Genomic DNA, 25507 nt, shown 5'->3' on the forward strand with positions numbered 1-25507 from the left:
AGCGCCGACACCAGCCCCCTACGACCCGCGCCCCGCGCTCGGGCGGACGTCAAAAGCGTCATCCCAGCGCCCACTCCCGGCGTCACCCCCCGCGCCCACTCCTCCTCCGCCGTCCGGCCCCACCGGCGGCGGGTTCCGCACGTCGTGCTCCGTACGTCCTGACGACCGCGGCACCGGCACCCGCACCGGCGCCCCACGCCCCACGTCCCACGCCCCGCGACCCGCGCCGGGCGGACGTCGAGGGCGTCATCCCCGGCGCCCGCTCCCGGCGTCATCCCCCGCGCCCACTCATCCCCCGCCGTCCGGCCCCACCGGTGGTGGCATGCGGACGTCGTGCTCCGAGCGTGGTGAGGATCGTGGTGGCGGTCAGGGACAGTCCCGCGTCCAGCCACAGCACCGCCGTCGGGCCACAGGCGTCCGCCACCCGGCCGCCGGTGAGGGCGCCGAGGGCGATGGCGGTGTTGAAGACGCCCGCGAGCAGGGCGGACGCGGCCTCGCGGGCGTGCGGGACGGCGGCCGCCAGCCAGGTCTGGGCGGAGACGGAGACGCCCCCGTAGAGCAGTCCCCAGGTCAGCAGCAGGGCCGCCGACGCGGCCGGTGACCCGGCGGCGGGCACGAGCAAGGTGACGACCGCGCCGAGGGCCGCCATGATGACGCCCAGCGTGCGGCGCGGGGCGCGCGCGGAGAGCGCGCCCGCGACCAAGGTGCCGACCACACCGGCGAGGCCGTACCCGAGAAGCAGGGGACCGACCTGGCCGTCGCCGAGGCCGGGCACCCGCCCGAGGACCGGGCGAACGTACGTGTACGCCGCGAAGTGCCCGGTGACCAGCAGGGCCACCGCGGACAGACCGCACCGCACCTGACGATCGCCCGCCAGGAGCCCCAACTCCCCGAAGCGCAGCGTCTGTTCGGCGGGAAGCGAGGGAAGGGCCAGGGCCAGCGCGCCCGCCGCGCCCAGGGCCGTCAGGGCGAGAGCTCCGAACGCCCAGCGCCACCCGGCGAGCGCGCCGAGGAACGTGCCGGCCGGGACGCCCAGCACGGAGGCGACCGCGATGCCGCTGAAGACGACCGAGGTGGCCCGGCCGACCGAGGCCGTCGGCACCAGCCGTACCGCGAGTCCGGCGGCGACCGCCCACACCCCGCCGATGCAGACGCCGACCAGCGCGCGGGCGACGAGCAGCACGGTGACGTTGGGCGCGAGCGCCGACAGCAGGCCGGCCGCGGCGAGCAGGAACAGCATGGCGCACAGCACGTGCCGTCGGTCGGCCCGCCGTAAGGCGACCGGCAGCAGCGGGGCGGCCACCGCGGCGACCAGACCGGGCAGCGTGAGGGTGAGTCCGGCGGTCCCCGCGGAGACGCCGAGCCCCTCCCCGAGCGAGGTCAGCAGGCCGACCGGCAGCATCTCGGCGGTCACGACGCAGAAGGTCGCGCCGCCGAGCGCGAGGACGGCGGCCCAGGGGTGCCGCACGGCCGTGCGGGAGGCCGCCGAGGACGTGGTCGCCCCGGGTGTGGAAGCCATGCGTCCACCATTCAGCGCAGCGCGGACGCTTCCCAGCCCGTCCCGCGAGGCGGACGGCGGCCTCCCCGGAAGGTCGTCGCCGCGGGCAGCCCTCCCGTGGAAGGATGACGCAACCGACACATATCGAGGAGATGACCGCGTGCCTGGCACAAACCTGACTCGCGAAGAGGCGCAGCAGCGGGCGAAGCTGCTCACCGTTGACTCGTACGAGATCGATCTCGACCTCTCCGGCGCGCAGGAGGGCGGCACCTACCGGTCCGTGACCACGGTGCGCTTCGCCGTCGCCGGGACCGGCGCGGAGTCCTTCATCGACCTGGTGGCCCCGACCGTCCACGAGGTGACGCTCAACGGCGACGCGCTGGATCCGGCGGAGGTGTTCGCCGACTCGCGGATCGCGCTGCCCGGGCTCCTGGAGGGCCGTAACGTCCTGCGGGTCGTGGCGGACTGCGCCTACACCAACACCGGTGAGGGCCTGCACCGCTTCGTCGACCCGGTCGACGAACAGGCCTACCTGTACACGCAGTTCGAGGTGCCAGACGCACGGCGCGTGTTCGCGTCGTTCGAGCAGCCGGACCTCAAGGCGACCTTCCAGTTCACGGTGAAGGCCCCGACCGGCTGGACCGTCGTCTCCAACTCCCCGACGCCGGAGCCCAAGGACGACGTCTGGGTCTTCGAGCCGACGCCGCGAATCTCCAGCTACATCACCGCGCTCATCGTCGGGCCGTACCACAGCGTCCACAGCGTGTACGAGAAGGACGGGCAGTCGGTGCCCCTCGGCATCTACTGCCGGCCCTCCCTCGCCGAGTTCCTCGACTCGGACGCGATCTTCGAGGTCACGCGGCAGGGCTTCGACTGGTTCCAGGAGAAGTTCGACTACGCGTACCCGTTCAAGAAGTACGACCAGCTGTTCGTCCCGGAGTTCAACGCGGGCGCGATGGAGAACGCGGGCGCGGTCACCATCCGCGACCAGTACGTCTTCCGGTCCAAGGTGACCGACGCGGCGTACGAGCTGCGCGCGGAGACGATCCTGCACGAGCTGGCCCACATGTGGTTCGGCGACCTGGTCACCATGGAGTGGTGGAACGACCTGTGGCTGAACGAGTCGTTCGCCACCTACACCTCGATCGCCTGCCAGGCGTACGCGCCGGACTCGCGCTGGCCGCACTCGTGGACCACGTTCGCCAACTCCATGAAGACCTGGGCGTACCGGCAGGACCAGCTGCCCTCCACGCACCCGATCATGGCCGAGATCCGCGACCTGGACGACGTCCTCGTCAACTTCGACGGCATCACGTACGCCAAGGGCGCGTCCGTCCTGAAGCAGCTCGTGGCGTACGTCGGCATGGACGAGTTCTTCGCGGGCGTGCAGGCGTACTTCAAGCGCCACGCGTTCGGCAACACCCGCCTGTCCGACCTGCTCGGCGCGCTGGAGGAGACCTCCGGACGTGACCTCGGCACCTGGTCGCAGAAGTGGCTGCAGACCGCCGGGATCAACGTGCTGCGCCCCGAGATCGAGACGGACGCCGAGGGCGTCGTCACGTCGTTCGTCATCCGCCAGGAGGCCCCGGCGCTTCCCGCGGGCGCGAAGGGCGAGCCGACCCTGCGCCCGCACCGCATCGCGGTCGGCCTGTACGGACTCGACGGCGACAGCGGCAAGTTGGTGCGCGACGAGCGTGTCGAGCTGGACATCGACGGCGAGCTGACGGCCGTCCCGCAGCTGGTCGGCAAGCGTCGTCCGGACGTCGTGCTGCTCAACGACGACGACCTGTCGTACGCCAAGGTCCGCCTCGACGAGCAGTCGCTCGCCTTCGTCACCGAGCACCTCGGCGACTTCGAGTCGTCGCTGCCGCGCGCCCTGTGCTGGGCGTCGGCCTGGGACATGACCCGGGACGGCGAACTGCCCACCCGCGACTACCTGTCCCTGGTGCTGTCCGGCATCGGCAAGGAGTCCGACATCGGCGTCGTGCAGTCGCTGCACCGCCAGGTCAAGCTCGCCATCGACCTGTACGCCGACCCGAACGCCCGCGAGGCCCTGCTGACCCGCTGGACGGACGCCACGCTCGCCCACCTGCGGTCCGCCGAGGCGGGCAGCGACCACCAGCTGGCGTGGGCGCGGGCGTTCGCGGCGACGGCCCGCACGCCGGAGCAGATCGACCTGCTGGAGGCGCTGCTGGACGGGGCCCAGACCATCGAGGGTCTGGCCGTCGACACCGAGCTGCGCTGGGCGTTCGTGCAGCGCCTGGTGGCCGTGGGGACGTTCGACGACGCCGACATCTCCGCCGAGTACGAGCGGGACAAGACGGCCGCGGGCGAACGGCACGCGGCGACCGCGCGGGCCGCGCGTCCGACTCCGGAGGCCAAGGCGGAGGCGTGGGCGTCGGTCGTCGAGTCCGACAAGCTGCCCAACGCCGTCCAGGAGGCCGTCATCGGCGGCTTCGTCCAGACCGACCAGCGCGAACTGCTCGCCCCTTACACGGACAAGTACTTCGAGGTCGTCAAGGACATCTGGGACTCCCGTTCGCACGAGATCGCCCAGCAGATCGCGGTCGGGCTCTACCCGGCGGTCCAGGTCGCCCAGGAGACCCTGGACAAGACGGACGCGTGGCTGGCCTCGGCCGAGCCGAACGCGGCCCTGCGCCGTCTCGTCTCCGAGTCCCGCGCGGGCGTGGAGCGCGCGCTGAAGGCCCAGGCGGCCGACGCGCGGTAGCCCGCACGTCCGAACCCCGTACGGTGACGAGGGGCGCCCGGTGCCATACCGGGCGCCCCTCGTCATCGCTGCCTCACCGCCGTCCCCTCACCGCCGGCGGCTCACCGCCGTCCCCGCACCGTCGGGTGCTCGGCGGCGGCGGTGAGGAGGGGACGCTCTGCGGCCGGCCGGGGCTCGTCCACGGTGGAAGCGACCGGTCGCGGGCGAGCGGGCCGGACCGGCCTGCCCGCGAGCCGCCCCGCTCCGAGCCGCCCCGCGCGGAACGGCCCCGCCCGGAACCGCCCCGCTCCGAGCTGGCCCGCCACCGTCGCGCCGAAGGCCAGGGCCATCCCCGTCAGCTGCACCGGCGTCAGTGCCTGACCGAGGGCGGCCCAGCCGACGACGGCGGCGGTCAGCGGGGAGAGCGGAGCGAGGAAGGTGACCTGGGTGGCGCTGAGGCGGCCGATGCCGCGGAACCAGAGCCAGTACGAGACGGCCGTGTTGGCCAGGGCGAGGTAGAGATAGCCGCCGACCGCCCGGCCGTCGAGTGCGGGCGGGGGGCCTTCCAGGAGGAAGGCGAGCGGGGCGATGAGCAGGCCGCCCGCGGTGAGCTGCCAGCCGGCCAGCGCGAGCGGGCCGACGCCGTCGGGACGGCCCCACTTCTTCGTCAGGACCGTCCCTGCCGACATCGAGGCGGTGGAGGCGAGGGCGGCGAGCACCCCGAGTGCGTCCAGCGCCCCGGCCGCCTTCAGCACGACCAGGCTGACGCCGAAGGCGGCCACGGCCCCCGTGAGGAGGGTCCGCACGGTGGGCCGCTGCCCCAGCAGCAGCGCCGAGAGCCCCACGACGAACAGCGGTCCGACCGAGCTGACGACGGCAGCCATGCCGCCGGGCAGCCGGTAGGCGGAGAGGAAGAGCAGGGGGAAGAAGACGCCGATGTTCAGCGCGCCGAGTATCGCGGCCTTCCCCCACCAGCGGCCCCGCGGCAGTGCCCGGCCGAGCGCGAGCAGCAGCAACCCGGCGGGCAGGGCCCGCATCAGGCCGGTGAACAGAGGGCGGTCGGCGGGGAGGAACTCGGTGGTGACGGCGTAGGTGGTGCCCCAGGAGACGGGGGCGAGGGCGGTGAGCAGAACGGTCGCTGACCTCTTCATGAAAATAGCTTAGCGCCAAGCAACTTACCGTCAAGCCACTTTCTTGCATGTGACCGAGAGCGACTGGATACTCGGGACATGAGCAGTCAGAACCCTCCGCGCAAGGACCCCGTCGACGCGATCGTCGAGCAGTGGGCGACGGTCCGGCCCGACCTGGACACCGCCGCCATGGAGGTCTTCGGCCGGATCTCGCGGCTCGCGCGCGCGATGGGCGACCGGATGGAGAAGACGTACGCGGCTCTGGGCATCGCCCGTGGCGAGTTCGACGTGCTGGCCACGCTTCGCCGCTCCGGAGAGCCCTACACCCTCTCGCCGCGCCAGCTGTCGGCGACGCTCATGCTGACCACCGGCGGCATGACCGGCCGCCTAGACAAACTGGAACGGGCCGGGCTGCTGCGCCGCTCACCCGACCCGCACGACCGCCGTGGCCTGCAGGTGACGTTGACCGGGGAGGGGCTGGAGCTGGTCGACCGGGCGGTCGGTGCGGGTCTGTCCGTCCAGACCGAGGCACTGGCGGGCGCCCTGAACGCGGAACAGGCCGACCGACTGGCCGACCTGTTGCGGGAGCTGCTGCTGGCGACGGAGACGCCCGCCGGCTGACGACGGGCCGACGCCGGTGGGCCGACAGGCTGCTCTGCGCCACCCACTTGCTCGGGCTGGAGCTCGGGCTCACCGGCCACGTCCTGCGCCTGCCGGCGGTCGTGGCACCGCCCCAGGAAGAAGCGGTGGCGTGGCCGTCGCCCACGGTGCGGCGCTGCCTGGCGGCGCCGCACCCGTAGGGGTCGAGCCGGTCAGACCTTGGCCTTCGCCTCGCCCTTGACCGTGATGTTGGAGCTGGTGGTGTCGGCCCGGTCCTTCGACCGGTCGAGGACCCAGACCAGGCCGGTGATCAGCGCGAACAGCGCGATCGGGGCCAGGACGAACAGACCCAGCGTCTCGATGACGCTCAGTCCCGGGCCGGGGTCGTCGCCGTCGTCGCGGGTCAGCGCGAGCGCGGGGGACGACATGAGCAGCATCATCAGCGTCGTACCGGCAGCCAGGGCGCCGGCGCGCAGGGCGTTCTTCTTGTCCACGGTGCAAAGCTAGCGAACGGCGTCGGGGAGCGCGCGTCCGGGGTGCCGTATGAGGTGCCGCATGCGCTGCGGACGCCTGCGGCCGCCCGCTGACGCCTCCCGGACCACGGGACCGCCGCACCCCGACCCGCGTCCCGACCTGCACCCCGACCCGCACCCAGACGCGGCGCGCCGGACCCGCCCGCCGCGGCCCGCCCTGCGCGCCGGACCCGCGCGCCCCCCACGCCGGACCCGGCAGGTCCGTTCCTCAGACCTCCCCGGCGGGGTCGCCCCCGAAGGGGCCGCTGCCTGCGGGCTCCTGCCGCTCACGAAGGACGTCCATCAGCGCATGGAGCCTCGGTGCGGCGGCCAACTGTTCCAGGGTGACCGGGCGGCCCTGCGAGTCCGCGATCGGCAGCCGCCAGTTCGGGTACTGGTCCCAGGTGCCGGGCAGGTTCTGCGGGCGGCGGTCGCCGACGCCGTCCGGGAGCCACACGCCGATCATGCGCGCGGGGGTGCGCAGCAGGAAGCGGTGGACGGCCTGCACCTCGGCTTCCTCCGACGAGCGGTCGCCGCCCCCGGAGGCGCCGGCCAGCAGCCCGAGGCGGGTGAGGAGGGCCAGCCACTCCCCCGCGTCGTTGGCCGCCTCCGCGCGCTCCTGCTCCAGCGGCCGGGTCAACAGGCCGAGCCGGTCGCGGAGTTCGACGTGTTCGCCGGTGAGGCGGGCGGCGGTGGACGGCAGGTCGTGGGTGGTGGCGGTGGCCAGGCAGTCGGCGCGCCAGCGGTCGGGGAGCAGGGGGCGGCCGTCGCCCTCCCAGTCGCGTTCGAACCACAGGACGGACGTGCCGAGCACTCCGCGCTCGCGCAGCGCCTCCCGCACGCCCGGCTCGACGGTGCCGAGATCCTCGCCGATCACCGGCGAACCGGCCCGGGAGGCCTCCAGCACCAGGACGGCGAGCATGGCCTCGGCGTCGTAACGGACGTACGCGCCCTCGGTCGGCGGCTCGCCCTGCGGGACCCACCAGAGCCGGAACAGCCCCATGACGTGGTCGATGCGCAGGGCGCCTGCGTAGCGGAAGAGCGCCTGCAGCAGTCGTCGGTAGGGCGCGTAGCCGGAGGCGGCGAGCCGGTCCGGGCGCCAGGGCGGCAGGCCCCAGTCCTGGCCGAGGGCGTTGAAGGCGTCCGGCGGGGCGCCGACCGACATGCCGGCGGCGAAGTACTCCTGCTGGGCCCACGCGTCGGCGCCCTCGGGGTGCACGCCGACCGCCAGGTCGTGCACGATCCCCACCGGCATGCCCGCCTCGCGCGCGACGCGCTGGGCGTCGGTGAGCTGGGCGTCGGTGAGCCAGGCGAGCCGGGAGTGGAAGTCGACGCGGTCCATCAGCTCGCCGCGGGCGCGGGTGGTCTCGGCGGAGCGCGGATCCTGGAGCCCGGCCGGCCACTGCCGCCACTGCGACCCGTGCACCTCGGCGAGCGCGCACCAGGTGGCGTGGTCCTCCAGGGCCTGGCCCTGCTCGGCGAGGAAGTCGCAGTAGGCGGCGCGGCGGCCGGGCCCGAGCGGCACCCGGGCCACGAGTTCCAGGGCCTCCCGCTTGAGCTCCCACACGGCGTCCCGGTCGATCAGCTCGCCCTTGTCGAGGACGGCTTCGCGGAGCCGCGCGGCGCGTTCCGGCAGCGCGGCCCGCAGCGTCTCGTCGCGCACGTACGCGAACTCGGGGACGTCCTCGACGCGCAGGTGGACGGGGTCGGGGAAGCGTCGGGAGGAGGGACGGTACGGGGAGGGGTCGGTCGGGGCCCCGGGCACGGCCGCGTGCAGCGGGTTGACCTGCACGAATCCGGCCCCCAGGTCCCGTCCGGCCCAAGCGGCCAGCTCGCCGAGGTCGCCGAGGTCGCCCATGCCCCACGAGCGGCGGGACAGGAGGGAGTACAGCTGGACGAGGAGTCCGTACGACCGGCCGGCGGGCGTGGGCAGCCGGGGCGGGGCGACGACGAGGTGCGCGCTGCCGGTCCGCCCGTCGGGTGTGACGGCCGTCAGCCGGTGCACGCCGAGAGGGAGCGCGTCGACGGAGTCGCGGCTCTCGCCCTGCTCCGTCTCCACGTGCAGCCGGCTGCCGTCGGGGAGGGCGGCGAGCGCCTCCGCCGGGCTGCCGCTCCAGCAGACCACGGTCGGCGGCAGCAGCCGCTCGCCCAGTTCCCGTTCCCGGGCGGTGAGCGCGGCGCGCACGGCCTGCGGGGTGCCCGCGTCGACGCCGAGAGCGGCCAGGACGCGGACGACGGCGGCGGCCGGGGCCGTGACCGTACGGTCCGGGGAGGGCTGGTAGGAGGTCGCGACGCCGTGCAGCGCGGCGAGCCGGGCGAGCTCCTCTCCGGGGGGTGCGGTCATCTACGGCCTCGTGGAGTCGGAGTCCGCGGCGAGCGGCGGTTCACTGGTCAGGGGCTCGGCGTCGGGCAGCGGCGGTTCGCTGGTCAGCGGGGGCTCGGCACAGCTTCCCTCGGCGCTGAAGACGCACAGGTGGGGGTCGGCGAGGTCGACGGGGGTTGTGGCGGACGTCTCCGCCGGGCGTTTGGAGCGGGCCGGGGCGATCACGGTGGCCTCCTCATCGGATACGACATCGGATACCGCAGCCCTACCCAGCGGACGCGAGGACAGACGTACCCACCACACCCCAACCTGCCACAACCTCATCGACGGCGCTCGGGACGCGCGACCCAGCACTCGCACTCACCTCACTCGCCGGGTGCTCCGGGGCGCCGTCCGGGGCGTCGGGGCGGAGCGACGGCGCCCATCCGGATCCGGGCCGGCGTCGCTGATCGCTGCTGATGCCTCTGCGCGCCCCCGTTCGCACCGTTTCCTCTCTCACGCGCCCGGCGGCTCTCGGCCAATGCGGTCGCCGTCGTCGCACAGTGGCCGGCGTCGCGGGCGGCGGGCTTCCGTCATCGACGGGGCTTCAGTCAACGGCGCGCACGCGCCGGCGGCGGGGCCGCAGTCGACGGCGGGCGCGTTTCGGCGGGCTGTCGGTGGCGGCGGAGGCACGACGGGCCCCGTGGCCGACGCCGGAGGGGTGGCGTCACGACGGGCCCCGTGGCAGGCGTCGGAGGTGCGGCGCCACGGGGCCATGAAGAAACCCGGATCGGCTAGGCGGAGATGCCGTCGATCCGGGCCAGGGCGTCGTCCGCGCCGTACGGCTGCAAGTACGGCAGCCAGCGCGGATCCCTGTGGCCCGTGCCGATGATGCGCCAGGCGAGGCCGGAGGGGGGAGCGGGTTTGTGGCGCAGCCGCCAGCCGATCTCGACGAGGTGCCGGTCGGCCTTGACGTGGTTGCAGCGACGGCAGGACGCGACGACGTTGTCCCAGACGTGCTTGCCCCCGCGGCTGCGCGGGATGACGTGGTCGACGCTGGTTGCGACGCCACCGCAGTACATGCACCGGCCCCCGTCCCGCGCGAAGAGCGCTCGACGGGTCAGAGGAACGGGCCCCCGATAGGGAACCCGGACGAATCGCTTGAGCCGGACCACGCTGGGTGCGGGGACTGTGACAGTCGCGCTGTGCATGAAGGCGCCGGATTCCTCCAGGGAGACTGCCTTGTTCTCCAGGACGAGGATGAGCGCGCGGCGGAGCGGTACGACGCCGAGGGGCTCGTACGACGCGTTGAGGACCAGGACATGCGGCACGGATGCCTCCTTGGGCGTCGGCGGCGCGTGGCTCGCGCCGGGACGATCTGCAGTCAGTCTCCCCTCTTGCCTGGTGGACGCGCCACCATGTCCCGGTAACGGGCTGGGAGTGTTTTCGACCACACCTGTTTTCTCCCCAGGATCATGGCCTGTTCAAGCGCAAGTGAGGACCGTCTCGTCTTCACTCATCTCGCCGAACCACACACAATGCCCCGTTAGTGTGGTGGTTCTGCCTGTCCGGTGACCTTCCCGTGACCTCGCAGCGCGTGTCGACCGTGACCGCCGCACCGGATGGAGCAGTGCAGCACCTGGAGGTACCTGCCGTGTCCTTGCCCGCCGTCCTACTGGCCGCCGGCGCGTCCCCGTCGCCGACTCCCTCGGAGTCGCCGACCGCGGTGACCGTCCCGTCCCTCGAGGACGCCCAGGAGAGCGCGACGAACGCCGCCAGCTGGGTCGAGCAGAACTGGTCGACGTGGCTGGCGATCGGTCTGCGGGTGCTGCTGATCCTGGTGATCGCGGTGGTGCTGAGAGTGGTGGTGCAGCGGGCGATCACCAAGCTGATCGACCGGATGAACCGCACCGTCGCCTCGGTCGACGGGACGGCGCTGGGCGGGCTGCTGGTCAACAACGAGCGGCGGCGTCAGCGCTCGCAGGCGATCGGCTCCGTGCTGCGCTCGGTGGCGAGCTTCCTGATCCTGGGCACGGCCGCCCTGATGGTCCTGGCCACCTTCGAGATCAACCTGGCCCCGCTGCTGGCCTCCGCCGGTGTCGCGGGCGTGGCGATCGGTTTCGGTGCGCGCAACCTGGTCACGGACTTCCTCTCCGGCGTGTTCATGATCCTGGAGGACCAGTACGGCGTCGGCGACCAGATCGATGCGGGGGTGGCCTCCGGCGAGGTCATAGAGGTCGGCCTGCGGGTGACCAAGCTGCGCGGTGCGAACGGCGAGATCTGGTACGTCCGCAACGGCGAGGTGAAGCGGATCGGCAACCTGTCGCAGGGCTGGGCCACGGCCGGCGTCGACGTGACCGTCAAGGCGTCCGAGAACCTCGACCGGGTGAAGGCCACGCTGGACGAGGTGGCGGAGAAGATGAGCAAGGAGGAGCCCTGGAACGAGCTCCTGTGGAGCCCGATCGAGGTTCTCGGCCTGGACAGCGTCCTGCTCGACTCGATGGTGGTCCGCGTCTCCGCGAAGACGATGCCGGGCAAGGCCCTGGCGGTCGAGCGGGAGCTGCGCTGGCGCGTCAAGCGCGCCTTCGACGAGGCCGACATCCGCATCGTGGGGGGAGCGACCGCCCCGGTGACGGAGGACCCGGCCGACCCGACGGCCGCCGTCGCGGCCCCGTCCGTCTTCTCCAACGCGGACTCGCCGCAGGTGGCGGCGGCCACGCCGATCACCCCCCAGCGGGCGGCGGCGCCGCCGGCGAAGTAACCCGCACCGCACCAGGAAGGCGGCACCCGGACGGGCTCCGGGCGCCGCCTTCTCGCATGCGCGCCCCCGCAGCCCGCCCCCGGGAGCCCGCCACCGAGGGCCCTCCCCCGAGAGCCCGGCCCCCGGAGCCCGCCACCGGGGAGACCCCGCCCGCGAGGTAACGACTGCGTTGCCTCGGGGGTGTTTGCCGTTTCGCGCCTTGACGTCCCCTTCGCGCCGGGCTTACCTTCCCTTCCACCGATAGGAAACTTTCCTAACAGTGACCGGATGTGGACTTGCGTCCGGCGGCACTGAGAAGCTGGGCAGTTCAGAAAGGCAGGTGTCGATCCCATGGCAGGAACCGCCGGTACGCCGGGCACCCCGCGCGTCCTGCGCGCCATGAACGACCGGGCGGCCCTCGACCTCCTGCTGGCGCACGGCCCCCTGTCCCGCACCCGCATCGGCAAGCTCACCGGCCTGTCCAAGCCCACCGCCTCACAGCTCCTGGCCCGCCTGGAGGCGGCGGGACTGGTGCTGGCCACCGGCACCACCGAGGGGCGCCCGGGTCCCAACGCCCAGCTGTACGAGGTCAATCCGGCCGCCGCCCACGCCGCCGGACTCGACGTCACCCCTGAACGCGTCCTCGCCGCCGTCGCCGACGTCACCGGCCGTACCGTCGGCTCGTTCGAGGTGCCCACGCCCGGCAGGAAGACCGCCGGGGCCGTCGTACGGCAGGTCACCGACGCCCTCGACGGCGCGGTGAAGGCGGCCGGTCTCACCCGGGACGACGTGCGGCGGCTCGTGGTGGCCACCCCCGGCGCCTTCGACCCCACCACCGGTCGGCTGCGCTACGCCTCCCACCTGCCCGGCTGGCACTCCCCCGCGCTGCTCGACGACCTCGCCGCAGCCCTGCCGATGCCCGTCGAGTACGAGAACGACGTCAACCTCGCCGCCGTCGCCGAACAACGGCTCGGTGCGGCCCGCGGCCACGAGGACTTCGTCCTGCTGTGGAACGAGGGCGGTCTCGGCGCCGCGCTCGTCCTCGGCGGCCGGCTGCACCGCGGCTGGACCGGCGGCGCGGGAGAGGTGGGTTTCCTTCCTGTTCCGGGCGCGCCCCTGGTCCGGCAGGTGACCAAGGCCAACAGCGGCGGATACCAGGAGCTGGCCGGCTCCCAGGCGCTCCCCCAGCTGGCCCGGCAGATCGGCATGACCGGGATCCCGTCCGGACCGTACGCCGAGGTGGCCGCCGCGCTCGTGGAACGGGCGGCCGCCGAGGACACCGCCCTGCACCGGCTGCTGCTCCAGACGTACGCGACCCGGCTCGCGACCGGTCTCGCCTCCCTCGTCTCCGTGCTCGACCCCGAACTCGTCGTCCTCAGCGGCGCCTCCCTGACGGCCGGCGGCGAGGTGCTGCGCGCCCTCGTCCAGGACGAGCTGGAGGAGCTGGCCGCGTCCCGGCCGAAGCTGGTCATGGGCGACGTCACCGAACGACCCGTGCTGCGCGGCGCGCTGGAGAGCGCGCTGGCGGCCGTCCGCGACGAGGTCTTCGACACCTCGCGCTAGCCACACCCGCGGTAGATCCCTTCACCTCTCTTTTCACCCCTCACCTCGCTCCACATCACCCTGCCCTGTTCCTGGAAGGCTCCGCCATGCCCACACGCATACCCGAAGTCGTCCGAAAGGCGGCTTTCGCCCTCACCGCCTCCACGGCCCTTCTGCTGAGCACCACCGCCTGCACCGGCCAGTCCGCCTCCGACGCGAGCGACGACGCGTCCAAGGAGCAGACCCTCACCTTCTGGCACGCCTGGAGCGCGCCGAACGAGGTGAAGGCCGTGCGGTCGCTGATCGCGGGCTTCGAGAAGGCGCACCCCAACATCCATGTGAACGTCGTCGGCAACATGACCGACGACAAGATCAACCAGGCGCTGCGCGCGGGCGGCGCCAAGGCGCCCGACGTCATCTCGTCCTTCACGACCAACAACGTCGGCAAGTTCTGCTCCTCCGGCGCCCTGGTCGACCTCGCCCCGTTCTTCGAGAAGTCGGGCATCGACCCCGCGACCACCTTCCCGAAGGCGATGAACGAGTACACCCGGTACGGTCTCGACCGCTGCGCGGCGCCCCTGCTCGGCGACGCCTACGGCCTCTACTACAACAAGACCGCGTTCGCGAAGGCCGGCATCAAGGCCCCGCCGAAGACCTGGTCCGAGTTCGAGGCCGACGCCAGGAAGCTGACGATCACCCAGGGCGACACGTACAAGCAGCTCGGCTTCATGCCGAACTACCACGGCTGGGAGACGACGACCGAGCACTACCTGGGCCAGTTCTCGCCGACCTACTTCAACAAGTCCGGCAAGTCCACGATCGCCACCGACCCTGCCGTCGCCGACGCCTTCACCCTCCAGAAGAAGCTCGTCGACGAACTCGGGGGCTTCAGAAAGCTGGAGAAGTTCCGCGCCGGCCTCGGCGACGAGTGGGGCCCCAAGCACCCCTTCCAGACCGGCCAGGTGGCCATGCAGATGGACGGCGAGTGGCGCCTCGGCATGGCGCTGGAGGCCAAACCCGGCTTCGAGATCGGCGTCGCCCCGCTGCCCGTCCCCGACGACCGGGCCGACCAGTACGGCAAGGGCTACATCACCGGCACCATCGCCGGCATCGCCGCCACCAGCAAGAAGCAGAACGCGGCCTGGGAACTGCTGAAGTACATGACCACCGACACGGACGCGGTCGTCGCCTTCTCCAACGCCATCCACAACGTGCCGTCCACGCTCGCCGCCCTGAAGTCCCCGGACCTGAAGTACGACCCGCGCTTCAAGACGTTCCTGGACATCGCCGCCAACCCGTACTCGACCACGTCCCCGGCCTCGCTCAACGGCGGCGTGTACCTCACGACCATCCAGCAGCTCGGCTACGACTACGAGAGCGGCAAGGTCACCGACCTGCAGGACGGTCTGAAGAAGGCCGCCGAGCAGATCGACACGGACATCGCGCAGGCGAAGTAGTCATGAGCGCGCCCACGTCGACGCAGAAGCGCCGCCCGGCCGGCCTCGCTGCGAAGCAGCGCGGACAGGCACTGCGGACGCTCGCCTTCCTCTCGCCCTGGCTGATCGGGTTCACGGTGTTCTTCGCGTACCCGATGATCTCGACCGTCTACTTCTCGTTCATGCACTACGACGGCTTCAAGCCGCCGACCTGGAGCGGGACGAAGAACTGGACGTACGTCTTCGAGCACTACCCGTTCTTCTGGCCCGCCCTGCGCAACACGCTCTGGCTGGTCGTGATCATGGTGACGCTGCGGGTCCTGTTCGGGCTCGGGATCGGCATGCTCATCACGAAGATCAAGACGGGCACGGGGATCTTCCGGACCCTCTTCTACCTGCCCTACCTCGCCCCGCCGGTGGCCGCGACCATGGCGTTCGCGTTCCTCCTCAACCCCGGTACGGGCCCGGTCAACTCGATCCTGGAGAAGACCGGCGTCCCGGCCCCGGGCTGGTTCAACGACCCGGACTGGTCCAAACCGGCCCTCACGCTGATGTTCCTGTGGGGCGTCGGCGACCTGATGGTCATCTTCATGGCCGCGCTGCTCGACGTGCCGAAGGAGCAGTACGAGGCGGCAGAGCTGGACGGCGCGTCGGCCTGGCAGCGGTTCCGGTTCGTCACCCTCCCCAACATCTCGCCGATCATCATGTTCGCGGTCGTCACCGGGGTGATCGCGGCGATGCAGTGCTACACGCAGCCGCTGGTCGCCGGGAAGGTCGCCTCGGGCGTGATCCAGGGCGCGGGCACCATGTTCGAACCGGGCTACCCCGAGCACTCCACGCTCACCCTCCCCCAACTCGTCTACAACCTCGGCTTCCAGCGCTTCGACTACGGCTCCGCCTGTGTCGTCGCCCTGGTCCTGTTCGCCCTGTCGATGGCGTTCACCGCGCTGTTGATGCGGCGCCGGGGCGGTCTCATCCAGGCAGGTGACTGACATGGCCCAGGTACTGGACCGGCCGGCGGAGGACCGTCCGGCGGAGCTGAGGACATCCGCCTCGCCCGCCGCGCGCACCGCCCGCCGCAAGGCACTGCTGGAGTGGATCGCCGTCCACTCCCTCGGCGTCGCGGCCGCCCTCTTCTTCACCCTGCCCTTCGTGTTCGTGTTCCTGACCTCGCTGATGAGCGACTCGCAGGCGCTCAGCCGGGACCTGATCCCGCACACCTGGGAGTGGGCCAACTACCGGAAGGTCTTCGACACCCCGGGCTTTCTCACCTGGTGGCGGAACACGCTGCTCTACGCCGGACTGGGCACGGTCCTCACCGTCGTCTCCTCGGTCCCCGTGGCGTACGCGCTGGCCAAGTTCCGCTTCCGCGGCCGCAATCTGACGCTGATGCTGGTGATCTCGACGATGATGCTGCCGCCGCAGGTGGTCGTCATCCCGATGTACCTGTTCTGGGCGAAGCAGCTGGACCTGTCGGGCACCCTGTGGCCGATGATCATCCCGCTGGCGTTCGGCGACGCGTTCTCCGTCTTCCTGCTCAGGCAGTTCCTGATGACCATCCCGAACGAGTACGTGGACGCGGCGAAGGTGGACGGCTGCGGCGATCTGCGGACCCTGCTGAAGGTCGTCGTGCCGATGGCGAAGCCCGGCATCGCCGCCGTCGCCCTGTTCCAGTTCTTCGCCGCCTGGAACGACTACTTCGGCCCGCAGATCTACGCCTCCGAAAATCCGGACGCGTGGACCCTCTCCTACGCCCTGGAGTCCTTCAAGGGCGCGCACCACACCGACTGGAACCTCACCATGGCGGCCACCGTGCTGGTCATGGCCCCCGTGATCCTCGTGTTCTTCTTCGCGCAGAAGGCGTTCGTCGAAGGCGTCACGCTCACCGGAGTGAAGGGCTGACAGGGCATGCAGCGTCCTGCCGGGGGACGACCCCCGGACCCCCGGCCGATGACCACCACCCCCGGCGCACGGAGGACCACCGCCCCCGGCGCACAGAAGAGAGGCACCCCCCAGTGAGACTCACCGTGGTCGGCGGCGGCTCGACCTACACACCCGAACTCGTCGACGGCTTCGCCCGCCTGAGGGACACCCTCCCCCTGACGGAACTGGTCCTCGTCGACCCGGCCGCCGAACGCCTGGAGCTGGTGGGCGCGCTGGCGCGGCGCATCTTCGCCCGCCAGGGCCACCCCGGCCGGATCGTGACGACGTCCGACCTGGACGCGGCGGTCGACGGCGCCGACGCCGTCCTGCTCCAGCTGCGGGTCGGCGGCCAGGCGGCACGCCGGCAGGACGAGACCTGGCCCCTGGACTGCGGCTGCGTCGGACAGGAGACGACCGGCGCGGGCGGCCTCGCGAAGGCGCTGCGCACGGTCCCGGTGGTCCTGGACATCGCCGAACGGGTCCGCCGCGCCAACCCGAACGCCTGGATCATCGACTTCACCAACCCGGTCGGCATCGTCACCCGCGCCCTGCTCCAGGCAGGTCACCGGGCGGTCGGACTGTGCAACGTGGCGATCGGCCTGCAACGGAGGTTCGCGGCCCTGCTCGGCGTCGCGCCCGGCGATCTCCACCTCGACCACGTGGGCCTCAACCACCTCACCTGGGAGACCGGGGTACGACTGCACGGCCCCGGGGGCGAGGACGTCCTGCCTACCCTGCTGGCCGAGCACCCCGACGCCATCGCCGCCGACCTGCGCCTGCCCCGCCCGCTCCTGGACCGACTGGGCGTGGTCCCGTCCTACTACCTGCGCTACTACTACGCGCACGACGAGGTCGTGCGGGAACTGCGCACCAAGCCGTCCAGGGCGGAGCAAGTGGCCGCCATGGAGCGCGAGTTGCTGGCGCTGTACGCCGACCCGGCCCTGGACGAGAAGCCGGCCCTGCTGGCCGGGCGCGGCGGCGCGTTCTACTCGGAGGCCGCGGTGGACCTGGCGGCGGCGCTGCTGACCGGGTCGGGCAGCCCGTACCAGGTGGTGAACACGCGCAACGACGGCACGCTGCCCTTCCTCCCGGACGACGCGGTCGTCGAGGTCCAGGCGGCGGTGGGTCCCAAGGGCCCCGCCCCGCTGCCGGTGCCGACCCTCGACCCGCTCCTCGCCGGCCTGACGGCGAGCGTGACGGCCTACGAGGACCTGGCCCTGCAGGCGGCTCTGCACGGCGGCCGCGACCGGGTGTTCAAGGCGCTGCTGTCCCACCCCCTGATCGCCCAGTACGAGTACGCCGAACAGCTGACCGACCGGCTGATCGCACACAACCGGGAGCACCTCGCGTGGGTCTGACGGCAAGCGTGCTCGCCATCGACGCGGGCAACAGCAAGACGGACGTCGCGGTCGTGACGGCCGGCGGGAAGGTCCTCGCCACGGCCCGCGGCGGCGGCTTCCGGCCGCCCGCGGTGGGCGTGGCGGCGGCCGTGGACGCACTGGCGGACACCGTCACCCGCGCGTACCGGGCGGCCGGGGTCACGGCCGCGGCCCATGTCTCGGCCTGCCTGGCCAACGCGGACCTGCCGGTGGAGGAGGACCAGTTGGCGACGGCCCTGCACGCGCGCGCGTGGGGCGGGTCCGTGGACGTCCGCAACGACACGTTCGCGATCCTGCGGGCCGGCGTGGCCGACCCCCGGGGCGTGGCCGTGGTGTGCGGCGCCGGCATCAACTGCGTGGGCATGCGCCCCGACGGCCGCACCGCCCGCTTCCCCGCCCTGGGCCGTCTGTCCGGCGACTGGGGCGGCGGCTGGGGCCTGGCCGAGGAGGCCGTCTGGCACGCGGCGCGGGCGGCGGACGGCAGAGGCGGTCCGACGGCCCTCGCCCGCACCCTCCCGGCCCACTTCGGCCTCCCGACCATGTACGCCCTGATCGAGGCGCTGCATCTGGAGCGCGTCCCCCCGTCCCGCCGCCACGAGCTGACCCCGGTCCTCTTCGCGACGGCGGCGGAGGGGGACGGGGTGGCGCGCGCGATCGTCGACCGGCTGGCGCAGGAGGTGGTGACGATGGCCGTGGTGGCGCTGACCCGCCTGGAACTGCTGGAGGAGGAGACGCCGGTGCTGCTGGGCGGGGGCGTCCTGACCGCGGGTCACGCCCGGTTGGACGACCGGGTGCGCGAACTGCTGGCCGCCAGGGCCCCGAAGGCGGTGGCGCGGGTGGTGCGCGCCCGGCCCGTGCTGGGGGCGGCGTTGCTGGGCCTGGACCGGCTGGGCGCGGGGGCGCGGGCGCAGAGGTCGCTGCGGGCCCACTTCGAGGGACCCGGCCCGTCCGGGGACGACTCCTTCGGGGGAACTTGAGAACCAGGTCCGTCCAGGGCCCGGGCCGCGTCCGGGGGCGGCGGCCTCCAGGGAACCGAACGCGCGCTCCCGACGTATTCATGAACAGGGGTGACTGCGATCTGATCAAGATCGAGTGAAGGCCGGTGCGCACGACACCTCCCGCCAGCGATACTTACCGGCGGGAGATGACCATGGGGGAGGTCAAGCAGTGGCAGACCTGGCAAGCCCGCCGACCAGAACGACACCGCCGCCGAGACGCCGTACGGCGTTCGCGGAGGGCGTCGACAAGGTCCGCGGCGCGGCGACGACCGAGCCGGGACGGCTGCGGATCATCGGCGCCTTCCTGGCTCTCCTCGTCGTCGCGTTCGGCGCCGTGACGGCCTGGCAGACCGCCGACCGCGAGTCCGCCGCCGACGACGTCCTGCACAAGAGCCAGCCGCTCAGCTCGGACGCGGCCGCCATCTACCGCTCGCTGGCCGACGCCAACACGGCCGCCTCCAGCGGCTTCCTGGCGGGGGGCCAGGAGACGGCGGCGTCCCGGCAGCGCTACGAGGAGGACATCGACACCGCGGCCGCCAAGCTCGTCACCGCGGCCAGCAACGCCGACCCCGGCTCCCCCTCCACGGCGTTCATCACCCGGCTGAACAAGCTGCTGCCCGAGTACAAGGGCCTGGTCGAGCGGGCGCGGACGTACAACCGGCAGGGCTTCCCGGTCGGCGGCGCCTATCTGCGCTACGCCAATCAGAAGATGCAGGACGAGATGCTCCCGGCGGCCGAGGATCTCTACAAGAAGGAGAACCAGCGCCTGCAGGACGACTACGGCGACGCGACGCCCTATCCGTGGGCGGCGATCGCGCTGGGCGTCGTCGCACTGGCCGGTCTCGCCTGGGCGCAGCACCGCAACTACCGCCGTACGAACCGGGTCCTGAACCACGGTCTGGTCGCCGCGTCGGCGGCCACCACCGTCGTCCTGCTCTGGCTGGTCGTCGGCCACACGGTGGCCCGCGCGGGTCTGAACGACTCCTACGACAACGGCGTCCGCTCGCTGAACGTCCTGCACGACGCCCGGATCGCCTCCCTCAAGGCACGCGGCAACGAGAACCTGACGCTGGTGGCGCGCGGCGCCGAGACGGTGAAGGTGGCGGCCGACGGCGACGAGATCACCCTCGACAAGTACGACCACGAGTTCACCACCGACATGAGCGCCCTCGACAAGGGCCTCGCCCTCGCTGCGAAGCTCGCCGACGACCAGTCGGGCGAGAAGCCGGTGGCGTCGGCCGAGAGCAACATGGCGGAGTGGAAGAAGCGCCACACCGCCGCCCGCACCCAGGACGACAACGGCAACTACGAGCAGGCGCTGGCCCTGGTGATCGGCGGCAAGGACGCCACCGGCGCGTGCTTCGACGGCGTCGACAAGAACCTCGCGGTCGCGCTGGACCACGAGCAGGCCGAGTTCAGGCAGGCCGCCGGGAACGGTCTGGACGCGATGGCCGGCCTGTCGATCGGGGCCGCCGTGCTCGCCGTGCTGGGCGCCGCGGGCGCGGTCCTCGGCATCGGCCGCAGACTGTCGGAGTACCGGTGATGGGGGGCGTGACGATGCATGCGCGACGGGTGCGGGCCGGGCTGAGGGGCTGGGGCGGGGTCGGCGCGATGGCAGCCGTCTGCGTCCTCGCGCTGGCCCTGGTGCTGATGCTGCCGTGGACCGGTCCCGGCGGGGCGGCGAGCACCGGCCGGGGCGGCGGGAAGGTCGCCGACGCGAGCCCGGTGGCGGACGCCGATTGCACGGCCCCGGAGAAGCAGACGCTGGCGCCGTCGAACGCGGACGGCCCCACGATCGCGGCGATCAAGGCCCGGCAGGGCGAGAAGCGCAAGCTGATCGTCGGCGTCGACCAGAACAGCTACCGCTGGGGCTACCGCGATCCCAACAACACCGGCGCGGAGCTGGAGGGCTTCGACATCGACCTGGTCCACCGGATCGCCCAGGACATCCTCGGCGACCCGAACGCGGTCCAGTTCAAGGCCATCCCGACCAACCAGCGCATCCCGGCCATCCAGGAGGGCCGGGTCGACATGGTCGTGCGCACCATGACGATCTCCTGCACCCGGCTGACCGACGTCGCGTTCTCCGCGCCGTACTTCAAGACGGGCCAGCAGGTCCTCGCCCCCAAGTCGTCGCCGATCACCGGCTACAACGGCACGCTGGCGAAGAACAAGGTCTGCACGGCGGCCGGTTCGACGGCCAACAGCAAGCTGGCCGACGACAAGAAGGCCGGCAGGCTCGGCCCCGGCGTCGACATCGCCACCACCGTCCCCAACCAGCTCGACTGCCTGGTCCGGCTGCAGCTCGGCGAGGTCGACGCCGTCGTCACCGACGGCGCGCTCGCGGCCAGCCAGGCCGCCCAGGACCCCACGGTCGAGCTCAAGGGCGACCCGTTCACGACCGAGTACTACGGAGTGGCGATGAAGAAGGACGCCGACGACCTGGTACGCCGCGTCAACCAGATTCTGGTGCAGTACCGCGCGAGCGGCTGGCAGGCGTCGTACGACAAGTGGCTGTCGGCGACACTGGGCAGTGACGCGGCGACGTCCAGGCCGCCCGCGCCGCAGTACCTGCGCACGAGCTGACGGACCACGGGCAGGACGGCGGAGCAGGGCAGGACAGCAACGGACCGAGCGGACAACCGACACAGCAGCGAGAGGTGATCGATGGGCGTCACGGGACCCCCCGGGCCGGTGATGGACCGGGACGAGGTCGACCGTGCGCTGGCGCGGCTCGGCGCGGAGCACGAGGCGATCGAGACCTCGCTTCTCGCCCTGCAGGACCACGCGGGCCGGCGGCTCCTCGAGGGCGCCGAACTCACCGGTGTCACCAAGGAGCGCTGGGCGTCCGCGGAGGCGTCGATCACGCTGCTGTGGGCGTACTTCGACGCGTACACCGACGCGCTGCGCGGCGCCCGTGAGATCCGCTCGCGCCGTCGCTGGTCCAGTCGCGAGGACCTGGCGGAGCTGACGGAAGTGCTGCGCGGCGAGTCCGTCACGGTCGCGGGATCGGTCGTCGGCCCGGCCGCCGCCACGGCCAACGCGCCGACGCTGCACGGCACGGGCAAGCTCAGCCAGAGCTTCTCCCTCAGCGCCCTCGTCGACCGCATGAACGAGCTGTACGCGTCCTCGCTCGACATGGTCGTCGCCGCCGACGCGGTGTGGTCGGCGCTGCCCGCCCGGATAGATTTACTGGCCGCGGAACTTCAGCGCACGCGCCGGCTGGCGCACTCCGTCGGCGTCCGTCCGGGCGAGCACCCGGCGGGCGACGACCTGGAACGCATCACCCACACGCTCACCTCCCTGCGCGAGCAGGTGGTGTCGGACCCGCTCGCCTTCTGGGTGCGCGCACAGGGCAGTTCGGCGCCCGGCGGCGGCCGTCCCGACACCACGGTGTACGACCGCGAGGCGCGCGCCCTGGAGGACGTACGCCGGGAGATCGACGCCGTGCTGACGGTCCGCCAGGACGCGGAGCAGCGGCTGGTGAAGCTGCGGGACCTCCTCAGCCGCGCCGACCGCACCCTCGCCGAGGCGCGCACCGCGCGCGGCGAGGTGCTGGCGAAGATCGCCGCCACGGAGGTGCCGGTGGTCAGCGGCCCGCCGACCGTGCTGCAGGAGCAGCTCGCGACGGCCGCCGAATACCGCAGACACGCCCAGTGGCACCGCCTGTCCCCGCTCCTGGAGTCCCTGGAGCAGAAGGCGGAGGACGAACTGCTGCGCGCCCGCGAGTCGTTGAGCGCGGTCACCCAGCCGCTGGCGGTCCGCGCCGAGCTGCGCGGCCGGCTGGACGCGTACAAGGCGAAGGTCGCCCGGCACGGGCTCGCCGAGGACCCGTTCCTCATCGAGCGCTACGACGCGGCGCGTCGCATGCTGTGGAGCGCGCCCTGCGATCTGCGCGTCGCCGAACAGGCCGTCCTGCGCTACCAGCAGGCGGCCGCCGAACTGCTCACGGCGCCGCGCGTGCCGGAGCAGGGCGGACCCGAGGACCACAGGGGGGAGCAGTAGCCATGAGTCAGGCAGGGCAGTCGTGTCAGCGGCCGGGCTGCGAGGGGTCGTACGAGGACGTGGGCGGTGGCGAGCTGTACTGCGACACCTGCGGTCTGGCCCCGGTCGTCGCGTCCGGGGGCCCCTCTTCCGGGGGAGGCCTGGTCGGCTCGCCGCCGACCGGGATGACCGCGGGCGGCAAGGGCTCCTCGGGCAGCGCCGGTTCACGCGCCAGCGGGCGCAGCGCCCGCAGTTCCCGTACGTCGTCGCAGTCGTCGAAGTCGCGCCGCTCGGTGTCCGGGCGGCTGTCGCGCTCGCTCTCGGGCAAGTCGACGGGCCGTTCGGTGTCGGTGCGCAGCTCCGGCTCGACCGCCAACTCCTCCGGCCGGGCCCGGCTGGGCGTCGGCCTGGTCTCGGTGCCGCAGGTGCCGCGTCCCGACCCGCGCGCGATGGTGCTGGACAACCCCGAGGTGCCCGAGCGCAAGCGGTTCTGCTCGCGCTCCGACTGCGGCGCGCCGGTGGGCCGCGCGCGGGGTGAGCGGGAGGGCCGCACGGAGGGCTTCTGCACCAAGTGCGGCCACCCGTACTCCTTCGTGCCGAAGCTGAAAGCCGGCGACGTCGTGCACGGCCAGTACGAGGTCGTGGGCTGCCTCGCGCACGGCGGCCTCGGCTGGATCTACCTGGCCGTGGACCGTGCGGTGTCCGACCGCTGGGTGGTGCTGAAGGGCCTGCTGGACACCGGCGACCAGGACGCGATGGCCGCCGCGATCTCCGAGCGGCGCTTCCTCGCCGAGATCGAGCACGCCAACATCGTGCGGATCTACAACTTCGTCGAGCACCTCGACCAGCGCACCGGCTCGCTCGACGGCTACATCGTCATGGAGTACGTCGGCGGCAAGTCCCTGAAGGAGATCGCCAACGCCCGCCGCACGTCCGCCGGCAAGCGGGACCCGTTGCCGGTCGAGCAGGCGTGCGCGTACGGCATCGAGGCCCTGGAGGCGCTCGGCCATCTGCACAGCCGCAACCTGCTGTACTGCGACTTCAAGGTCGACAACGCGATCCAGACCGAGGACCAGCTAAAGCTGATCGACATGGGCGCGGTCCGCAGAATGGACGACGACGAGTCGGCCATCTACGGCACGGTCGGCTACCAGGGGCCGGAGGTCGCGGAGGTCGGCCCCTCCGTGGCGTCCGACCTGTACACGGTGGGCCGCACGCTCGCCGTCCTGACCTTCGACTTCCAGGGCTACACGACCGTCTTCGTGGACTCCCTGCCCGACCCCGACAACATCGAGGTCTTCCGCCAGTACGAGTCCTTCTACCGGCTCCTGGTCCGCGCCACCGACCCCGACCCGGCACGCCGGTTCGCCTCCGCGCAGGAGATGGCGGAGCAGCTGACGGGCGTGCTGCGCGAGGTCGTCTCGCTGCAGAGCGGCCGGGCGCGGCCCGCCCTGTCGACGCTGTTCGGGCCGGAGGTCAAGGTCACGGACACCGAGCTGTTCCCGAAGCTGGAGGGCGAGGTGTCGCGGCTGGGGGCACGGGTCGCTGTCGCGTCCCGGCGGCTGTTCGGGAGTTCGGGGGCCGGCCGGGCTCTCCCCGTCGGCACGGGCGGCGGGGCCATGCCGTCCGTCGCCCCGGGCACGGCGCCCGCCCTGGCCGGCGCGGCCGGCGCCGCACCCGCACCCGCGCTCGCCTTCGCCGGCGGCGGCGCCCCGGCCTTCCCGGCGAGTGGCGCGGGCGGGGTGGGCAGTACGCTGCCGGGCGCGGGTGGCGGCGCGTCGTCGGGCGGCAGCGGACCGGCCGTCGTTTCCGGCGGGCTGGTGAAGACCGTCCCCGCGCCCGCTGCGGCCCTCGCGCTGCCCGTCCCCCATGTCGACCCCTCCGACCCCAACGCGGGCTTTCTCGCAGGCCTGTTGGCGTCGGCGCCGGCCGAGCTGATCTCGGCGCTCACGGCCGCGCCGGCGCCGTCGGTGGAGACCAGACTGCGGCAGATCCGCGCCTGGCTGGAGAACGGCGACCACGACGCCGCCCTGATGTCCCTCCAGAAGCTGGAGGACGAACGGCCCGACGACTGGCGGGTGGTCTGGTACCGGGGCGTGGCCGCGCTGGTCACCGGCGATCACGAGGGCGCCGCACTGGCCTTCGACGCGATCTACGACGCCTTCCCCGGCGAGCCCGCGCCCAAGCTGGCGCTCGGCCTGTGCGCGGAGGTGCTGGGGCAGCTCGACAACGCCGCCGAGTACTACCGCCTGGTGTGGTCGACCGACCCGAGCTATGTGAGCGCCGCGTTCGGCCTGGCCCGTGTGCAGCTCGCCGCCGGGGACCGCCGCGGAGCCGTCCGGACACTGGAGTCGGTGCCGGAGTCCTCCATCTGCTACACGGCGGCCCGGGTCGCCGCCGTGCGCGCGCGACTCCGGCAGCGGACGGCCCTCGCCTCCGACGTACCCTTCCTGGAGGACCTCACCGCCGCCGCGGCCCAGGTCGAGGCGCTGGACGCGTACGGTCTCGACCCGACGCGGCGCGAGCAGTTGTCCGCGGAAGTCCTCGGCTGCGCCCTCGACTGGATACTCTCCGGTGGCCGGGGCGCGGCGCCGGCCGCCCGGACGCTGCTCGGCAGCGAACTGGACGAGCGAGGGCTGCGCTTCGGCCTGGAGCGCTCGTACCGCACGCTGGCCCGGCTGGCGACCGGCGGCGAGGAGAGGATCGACCTGGTGGAACGTGCCAATCGTTACCGCCCCCGGACGTGGGTGTAGTCA

General features: G+C 72.5%; 19 protein-coding genes. 13 read left to right on the top strand and 6 right to left on the bottom strand.

The features are described from left to right. Positions 1-271: 271 nt before the first annotated feature. Complete coding sequence (locus tag ACZ7DE_RS07570; protein WP_470758780.1) at positions 272-1519, bottom strand: MFS transporter; 1248 nt, start codon at positions 1517-1519, stop codon at positions 272-274. A gap of 139 nt (positions 1520-1658) precedes the next feature. Between ACZ7DE_RS07570 and pepN the strand changes: the two genes are divergently transcribed. Then, positions 1659-4226, top strand: a complete 2568-nt coding sequence (pepN, locus tag ACZ7DE_RS07575) for an aminopeptidase N (protein WP_470758781.1) — start codon at positions 1659-1661, stop codon at positions 4224-4226. A gap of 101 nt (positions 4227-4327) precedes the next feature. Here pepN and ACZ7DE_RS07580 read toward each other — a convergent pair whose 3' ends face one another. Beyond that, a complete protein-coding gene (locus tag ACZ7DE_RS07580; protein ID WP_470758782.1) occupies positions 4328-5356 on the bottom strand; it encodes an EamA family transporter in 1029 nt (342 codons plus the stop codon). Between the two features lie 78 nt (positions 5357-5434). Here ACZ7DE_RS07580 and ACZ7DE_RS07585 point away from each other — a divergent pair, with 78 nt between their 5' ends. Beyond that, the gene (locus ACZ7DE_RS07585; protein WP_470758783.1) at positions 5435-5956 is read left to right on the top strand and encodes a MarR family winged helix-turn-helix transcriptional regulator; all 522 of its coding nucleotides are present in this window, start codon (positions 5435-5437) and stop codon (positions 5954-5956) included. Between the two features lie 191 nt (positions 5957-6147). Here ACZ7DE_RS07585 and ACZ7DE_RS07590 read toward each other — a convergent pair whose 3' ends face one another. From ACZ7DE_RS07590 to ACZ7DE_RS07605, 4 genes are all read right to left on the bottom strand, one after another. Further along, positions 6148-6429 (bottom strand): hypothetical protein, encoded by a 282-nt coding sequence (locus tag ACZ7DE_RS07590; protein WP_470758784.1) that lies wholly within the window; start codon positions 6427-6429, stop codon positions 6148-6150. A 247-nt stretch (positions 6430-6676) separates the two neighbouring features. Further along, positions 6677-8791 (bottom strand): 4-alpha-glucanotransferase, encoded by a 2115-nt coding sequence (gene malQ / locus ACZ7DE_RS07595; protein WP_470758785.1) that lies wholly within the window; start codon positions 8789-8791, stop codon positions 6677-6679. After that, positions 8792-8995: a hypothetical protein gene (locus ACZ7DE_RS07600; RefSeq protein ID WP_470758786.1), complete on the bottom strand. Its 204-nt coding sequence runs from the start codon at positions 8993-8995 to the stop codon at positions 8792-8794. 548 nt (positions 8996-9543) lie between these two features. Beyond that, on the bottom strand, positions 9544-10080 hold the full coding sequence (locus ACZ7DE_RS07605) for an HNH endonuclease (protein WP_069772758.1): 537 nt from the start codon (positions 10078-10080) through the stop codon (positions 9544-9546). A gap of 323 nt (positions 10081-10403) precedes the next feature. On the opposite strand from ACZ7DE_RS07605, the gene ACZ7DE_RS07610 reads away from it, so the two are divergent. The 11 genes from ACZ7DE_RS07610 to ACZ7DE_RS07660 all read left to right on the top strand — a co-directional run bounded on the left by ACZ7DE_RS07610 (position 10404) and on the right by ACZ7DE_RS07660 (position 25504). Then, positions 10404-11510, top strand: coding sequence for a mechanosensitive ion channel family protein (locus ACZ7DE_RS07610; protein ID WP_470758787.1), 1107 nt, complete (start codon positions 10404-10406; stop codon positions 11508-11510). Between the two features lie 330 nt (positions 11511-11840). Then, a complete protein-coding gene (locus ACZ7DE_RS07615) occupies positions 11841-13052 on the top strand; it encodes an ROK family transcriptional regulator (RefSeq protein WP_470758788.1) in 1212 nt (403 codons plus the stop codon). A gap of 86 nt (positions 13053-13138) precedes the next feature. Further along, positions 13139-14488, top strand: coding sequence for an ABC transporter substrate-binding protein (locus ACZ7DE_RS07620; RefSeq protein WP_470758789.1), 1350 nt, complete (start codon positions 13139-13141; stop codon positions 14486-14488). Between the two features lie 2 nt (positions 14489-14490). Continuing rightward, positions 14491-15459, top strand: a complete 969-nt coding sequence (locus ACZ7DE_RS07625) for a carbohydrate ABC transporter permease (protein WP_470758790.1) — start codon at positions 14491-14493, stop codon at positions 15457-15459. Between the two features lies 1 nt (position 15460). Then, complete coding sequence (locus tag ACZ7DE_RS07630) at positions 15461-16369, top strand: carbohydrate ABC transporter permease (RefSeq protein WP_470758791.1); 909 nt, start codon at positions 15461-15463, stop codon at positions 16367-16369. A gap of 113 nt (positions 16370-16482) precedes the next feature. Beyond that, the gene (locus ACZ7DE_RS07635; protein WP_470758792.1) at positions 16483-17748 is read left to right on the top strand and encodes a 6-phospho-beta-glucosidase; all 1266 of its coding nucleotides are present in this window, start codon (positions 16483-16485) and stop codon (positions 17746-17748) included. After that, on the top strand, positions 17739-18746 hold the full coding sequence (locus ACZ7DE_RS07640; protein WP_470758793.1) for an N-acetylglucosamine kinase: 1008 nt from the start codon (positions 17739-17741) through the stop codon (positions 18744-18746). Before ACZ7DE_RS07635 ends, ACZ7DE_RS07640 begins: the two co-directional genes overlap by 10 nt. Positions 18747-18936: 190 nt before the next feature. Then, positions 18937-20310: a hypothetical protein gene (locus ACZ7DE_RS07645; RefSeq protein WP_470758794.1), complete on the top strand. Its 1374-nt coding sequence runs from the start codon at positions 18937-18939 to the stop codon at positions 20308-20310. Between the two features lie 14 nt (positions 20311-20324). Next, complete coding sequence (locus ACZ7DE_RS07650; RefSeq protein ID WP_470758994.1) at positions 20325-21353, top strand: glutamate ABC transporter substrate-binding protein; 1029 nt, start codon at positions 20325-20327, stop codon at positions 21351-21353. An 81-nt stretch (positions 21354-21434) separates the two neighbouring features. Beyond that, positions 21435-22772 carry a coiled-coil domain-containing protein gene (locus ACZ7DE_RS07655; protein WP_470758795.1) on the top strand — a complete coding sequence of 446 codons (1338 nt, stop codon included), beginning with the start codon at positions 21435-21437 and terminating at the stop codon, positions 22770-22772. 2 nt (positions 22773-22774) lie between these two features. Next, positions 22775-25504 (top strand): serine/threonine-protein kinase, encoded by a 2730-nt coding sequence (locus ACZ7DE_RS07660; protein ID WP_470758796.1) that lies wholly within the window; start codon positions 22775-22777, stop codon positions 25502-25504. Positions 25505-25507: the final 3 nt, after the last annotated feature.

This window comes from Streptomyces sp. NPDC037083 (assembly GCF_055606485.1).

Coding starts and splice junctions, on each gene's coding strand:
- ACZ7DE_RS07620 (WP_470758789.1), top strand. CDS start 13,139: ATGCCCACACGCATACCCGAAGTCGTCCGAAAGGCGGCTTTCGCCCTC.
- ACZ7DE_RS07615 (WP_470758788.1), top strand. CDS start 11,841: ATGGCAGGAACCGCCGGTACGCCGGGCACCCCGCGCGTCCTGCGCGCC.
- ACZ7DE_RS07630 (WP_470758791.1), top strand. CDS start 15,461: ATGGCCCAGGTACTGGACCGGCCGGCGGAGGACCGTCCGGCGGAGCTG.
- ACZ7DE_RS07650 (WP_470758994.1), top strand. CDS start 20,325: ATGCATGCGCGACGGGTGCGGGCCGGGCTGAGGGGCTGGGGCGGGGTC.
- ACZ7DE_RS07625 (WP_470758790.1), top strand. CDS start 14,491: ATGAGCGCGCCCACGTCGACGCAGAAGCGCCGCCCGGCCGGCCTCGCT.
- ACZ7DE_RS07585 (WP_470758783.1), top strand. CDS start 5,435: ATGAGCAGTCAGAACCCTCCGCGCAAGGACCCCGTCGACGCGATCGTC.
- ACZ7DE_RS07660 (WP_470758796.1), top strand. CDS start 22,775: ATGAGTCAGGCAGGGCAGTCGTGTCAGCGGCCGGGCTGCGAGGGGTCG.
- ACZ7DE_RS07580 (WP_470758782.1), bottom strand. CDS start 5,356: ATGAAGAGGTCAGCGACCGTTCTGCTCACCGCCCTCGCCCCCGTCTCC.
- ACZ7DE_RS07655 (WP_470758795.1), top strand. CDS start 21,435: ATGGGCGTCACGGGACCCCCCGGGCCGGTGATGGACCGGGACGAGGTC.
- ACZ7DE_RS07570 (WP_470758780.1), bottom strand. CDS start 1,519: ATGGCTTCCACACCCGGGGCGACCACGTCCTCGGCGGCCTCCCGCACG.
- malQ (WP_470758785.1), bottom strand. CDS start 8,791: ATGACCGCACCCCCCGGAGAGGAGCTCGCCCGGCTCGCCGCGCTGCAC.